At 46.6% G+C, this 4,744-nt stretch carries 5 protein-coding genes and 1 pseudogene; all 6 read right to left on the reverse strand.

All coding sequences use genetic code 11. The annotated features are described in order from the left end of the window. A partial coding sequence (locus B7Y67_RS11080; RefSeq protein ID WP_293598695.1) for a peroxiredoxin occupies positions 1-358 on the reverse strand: 358 nt, incomplete at its 3' end. A gap of 37 nt (positions 359-395) precedes the next feature. Next, the gene (locus tag B7Y67_RS11085; protein ID WP_215301460.1) at positions 396-1,313 is read right to left on the reverse strand and encodes a polysaccharide deacetylase family protein; all 918 of its coding nucleotides are present in this window, start codon (positions 1,311-1,313) and stop codon (positions 396-398) included. Positions 1,314-1,325: 12 nt separating this feature from the next. Then, a pseudogene (locus tag B7Y67_RS11090) lies at positions 1,326-2,372 on the reverse strand (bifunctional UDP-4-keto-pentose/UDP-xylose synthase). A 45-nt stretch (positions 2,373-2,417) separates the two neighbouring features. Continuing rightward, positions 2,418-3,287, reverse strand: a complete 870-nt coding sequence (locus B7Y67_RS11095; protein ID WP_293598696.1) for a formyltransferase — start codon at positions 3,285-3,287, stop codon at positions 2,418-2,420. Then, positions 3,288-4,259: a glycosyltransferase gene (locus tag B7Y67_RS11100; protein ID WP_293598697.1), complete on the reverse strand. Its 972-nt coding sequence runs from the start codon at positions 4,257-4,259 to the stop codon at positions 3,288-3,290. 31 nt (positions 4,260-4,290) lie between these two features. Then, positions 4,291-4,744: DegT/DnrJ/EryC1/StrS family aminotransferase (locus B7Y67_RS11105; RefSeq protein ID WP_293598698.1), on the reverse strand; the 454-nt coding region annotated here is incomplete at its 5' end.

A 4,744-nucleotide genomic window follows, 5' to 3' on the forward strand; every position in this document is an offset into this window, starting at 1 on the left:
GCTCAACACCACGAACTTGTTTGCCATACATGTTTTTCAACTTCATCACACCAAAGAGTTGACAGAGGGTTTCTTCGGTATCAGCCACTAGCTCAAATGGCAGCCCAAGTTTGCTACGGAAGTTATCGTGAGATTTGATGCTATCCCGAGATACGCCAACGATTAAGGTATTGGCTTTAGTGAAGGCGTCAATGTTATCCCGGAATTCACCAGACTCTGCTGTGCAGCCAGGAGTCATATCTTTTGGGTAAAAGTAGATAACCAGCTTTTTGCCTTTGGCTGAGTCTGGAGTAAACGTCAATCCTGATGTTGCTGGGATTGCACACTGGGGCATTGGCTTACCAATTTCTACTGTCATGATGGCCTCTCTAATTTTATGTATTACGTAATGCCAGTTAACTTGATTGCAAAATGAGTTCGCCACTTCGGTTGGGAATTTCTCCCCAAGTGACGGGTTGTACAGCTATTTTATCGAGTTGTTTAGTTGCTTCCCAAGATTGATGCAATTCGCCCATGGTTACTAGATCGTGACCTTGGTTTAACCATCCGGCGAGCAATTGCTCAAAGGCGGGTAGCAGCTTTTGACCTTCTAGCTCCGCATGCAAAGTAAATACCTGATCATTGGGATTGCTTTGGGTGATCTCAAGAAGTCTTTTGACGGCGCCAAACTCGTCTGCATCATCAATGCCAATCAACTCATCAAAGGTGGGTAGGGTAGTTGGGTATTGCACGTGTTTCGCTTTACCGGAGGGCAGGTCAAAGCGATATGGCATCAAATTCGGTTCGGCTCTACCATCGGAAGAGTATTTGATACCCCATTGATCAAGTTGCTCAAAAGCAGCTTCATTCATTTGCCAGCCAGCAGCACCATAGGTGACTGGTGTATGTCTGAAGATTTCTACAAAGCGATCCCAGCTCTTTTGCATCTGCGCTTTAGTCCATTGGGCATCACGATTACGCACTGCGTCTTGCCAGGCCACATGGTCCCAGGTGTGAATTCCAGTTTCATGACCTGCTGCATCAATCGCACGCATTTCAGCGGCGGCTTGTTTGCCAATATCTGGCCCAGGAAGGAGGACGCCGTAGAGCAAAGTCTTAATACCGTAGTGTTCAACAACAGAAGTGCGACTCACCTTCTTTAGAAAGCCCGGCCTAAAGACACGCTTCAGTGCCCAACCAGTATGGTCTGGACCTAGGCTAAATAAAAAAGTAGCTTTAAGGCCAAAGCGTTCAAGTGTGCGCGCTAGATTGGGGACGCCTTCTTTAGTGCCGCGTAGGGTGTCAACATCTACCTTGAGTGCAATCTTAGCCATGAACCTCTGTACTTATTCGTTATCAACCAAGTGACGTGCTTTTTCCACATCTTCACGATAGGCCTCGAAAATATTCTTCAGCGCGTCGCTCATATTGGTAGTCGGCTTCCAACCTAATTCACTCATGGTGTTGTCAATAGCGGGTACACGGTTTTGAACGTCTTGATAGCCTTCACCGTAGTAAGCGCCAGAAGTGGTTTCTACAATCTTCACTTCATTCGCTGTCTTCGCATACTCCGGAATGCTACGAGCAATCTCTAGCATCTGATTGGCGAGTTCACGAATAGAGTGATTGTTCTTGGGGTTGCCGATGTTGTAGATCTTGCCGTTTGCAACACCATCTTTGTTATCGATGATGCGCATCAAGGCATCAATGCCATCGTCAACATAAGTAAAGGCACGTTTCTGCGCACCACCATCAACCACGTTGATGGATTCACCGCGAACAATATGACCTAAGAATTGCGTCACTACACGGGAGGAGCCTTCTTTTGGTGTGTAGATACTATCTAGACCTGGGCCAATCCAGTTAAATGGGCGGAAGAGAGTGAAGCGTAGACCTTCCATGCCGTAACCCCAGATCACGCGATCCATCAATTGCTTAGAGCAAGCATAGATCCACCGTGGCTTATTGATTGGACCGTAAACCATATTGGATTTAGCGGGATCAAATTCACCATCTTCACACATGCCATAGACTTCGGATGTAGATGGGAATACCAAATGCTTTTTATATTTAACAGCTGAACGTACGATTGGTAAGTTAGCTTCGAAGTCGAGCTCAAACACTTTTAGCGGTTGCTGAACATAAGTGGCCGGTGTCGCGATGGCTACTAAAGGTAGGATGACGTCGCATTTGCGGATGTGTTACTCAACCCATTCTTTGTTGATTTTGATGTCACCTTCAAAGAAATGCATGCGGGGGTGGTTCACTAAATCACCTAGGCGATCGTTTTGCATATCCATGCCATAGACATCCCAATCGGTTGTCTCTAGGATGCGTTTTGAGAGGTGATGACCAATAAAGCCGTTTACGCCAAGAATGAGTACTTTTTTCATCTTTACTGCCTCGTTTTTAATCTAAAGAGTGCTGCTTTTAATTTGTTAGCTGTTTGCTGGGAACCAGTCCAGTATCGCTACCGCTCTCTGGTCGCCACAAACGCCGAATACCTGATTATCAACCACTTGGATGCCGGGAGCCTGAAGATCTAGTTCCTCTGGGAATGGGCCTATAAGGCTTGTGCGGGCCACAATCCTGCGTTGACCCTCCCAGTCAGTAAAGGCTCCAGGATAAGGGGGTGCAACGGCTCTCACGAGGTTATGGACCTGCTGAGCCGTCTGTTGCCACAGAATTTGGCCATCAGCGGGCTTGCGACCTCCAAAATAGCTTCCTTGAGCCAGATTATTGGATTTTCTGGGGACTTTGCCCTGAACAAGCTGAGGTAGGACTTGATTCATAACAGCTAGGGCTGCTTGGCTGACTTTTCCAAAGACTTCTGTCGCGGTTTCATCGGGACCAATAGAGACAGCTGATTGCCCCACGATATCGCCTGCATCTGGTTTAACTTCCATGATGTGCAATGTGGCGCCGGTTTCAGTTTCACCATGGAGAATGGCCCAATTCACTGGAGCGCGGCCACGATATTTTGGTAGGAGTGAGCCATGCATATTCAGCGCAGCAATTTTGGCGCAGGCCAAAAGCTCGGCCGGAATCATGTGGCGATAGTAAAACGAGAAAAGGTAGTCAGGAGCCAGTTTTTGAATCTGGGGCACGAGATCCATTAACTCGTTTGCGTTTGGTGTGATGTAAGGAATCTGCTGCGCCTCACAAAGCTTCGCAACACTGCCAAACCAGACATTCTCGTTGGGATCATCTTGATGGGTAAGTACCAAATCAATCTGGATACCCGCAGCGATTAATGCCTTAAGGCAATTAACACCAACATCGTGATATGCAAAGACGACTGCGTGCAATTATTTTTTCTCTAAAACAGTTTGCACAACATAGCGTGGACGCTCACGTACCTGTTGGTAGATGCGGCCAATATATTCACCGAGCAAACCAAGACCAAACAGCATTACGCCAATCAAGAAGAAGGTGAGCGCAAATAGTGTAAAGACTCCTTCAACTTCAGCGCCTAGAACAAAGCGGCGGATCAGTAGGTATATGAACAGGCTACCCGCAGCCATTGCCAAGAGCATTCCCAGGATCGAGAAAATCTGCAAAGGCATTACGGAGAAGCCGGTGACCAAATCAAAGTTCAAGCGAATAAGCTGATAGAGGCTATATTTAGATTCACCAGCAAAACGCTCTTCGTGTTTAACGCTGATTTCAGTTGGATTGGAGGCGAAGGTATAGGCCAGCGCTGGAATAAATGTATTGCTCTCGTCACACTGACGAACAAGATCAACAATACGACGGCTATAGCCGCGCAACATGCAACCTTGATCTGTCATCGTGATGCGAGTAATTTTCTCGCGTAAATGATTCATGGCACGGGAAGCAAATTTTCTAAAGAAGCTATCTCGACGATTCGCACGAATCGTACCAACGTAGTCATGACCCTTGAGCAATTCATTTACTAAGGCATCAATTTCTTCGGGGGGATTCTGTAAATCTGCATCTAGCGTGATGATGTATTCACCGCGGGAGTATTCAAAGCCAGCCATGATGGCCATGTGTTGACCAAAGTTACTATGAAATAAAACCGCCCGAGTGACATCAGAACGCAATTCAACTTGCTTAGCCAGGATGCCGGCAGAGCGATCTTTGCTGCCATCATTTACAAACACTACTTCATAAGCAATGTTGCGCTTGCTAGCCATAGCATCTAGTGCAGGGTATAAACGATCAAAGAGTGCTTGAAGACCGTCTTCCTCGTTGTAGACGGGAATAACAACGCTGAGCGAGGGATTGCAGGTTTGGGTAGCTAAATTAGCAGTCATGCTGCAATTTTGCCTGATTCCGTTCTCGATATTAGTTTTTGCAGTGTTTCTTCAAAATTCCCACTAAAGCGCTAGCTATACGGCCAATATCTTCATCGGCCATTCCCGGGAAGAGGGGAAGGGTCAAGATCGAGCGACCAATACGCTGCGCATTAGGGGTGGCATCAACTTGGTAACCTAGCTTTTGGTAAAGCGTAAATCCAGTAATGATGGGGTAATGAACGCCTGTACCAATACCTAGATCTTTGAGTTCAGTCATTACCTGCGCGCGATCCACATTCAGTTGTTCGAGAGGTAGTACGACCTGGAACATATGCCAGTTGCTATCGCTAAAGTTTTCTACAGGAAGTTCTAGATTGAGATTACCTAAGCCGGCGGATTTGATTTCAGTGCGAATTGCATCGAAGTACATTCTTGCTAAAGTACTTCTACGTGCCTGAAATGTTGGTAACTGTTTGAGTTGATGTAAACCAATCACAGCATTT

Source organism: Polynucleobacter sp. 35-46-11 (assembly GCF_002281105.1).

Excerpts from the sequence above, each read along its gene's own strand:
- B7Y67_RS11085 (WP_215301460.1), bottom strand. The coding sequence starts at position 1,313 with ATGGCTAAGATTGCACTCAAGGTAGATGTTGACACCCTACGCGGCACT.
- B7Y67_RS11100 (WP_293598697.1), bottom strand. The coding sequence starts at position 4,259 with ATGACTGCTAATTTAGCTACCCAAACCTGCAATCCCTCGCTCAGCGTT.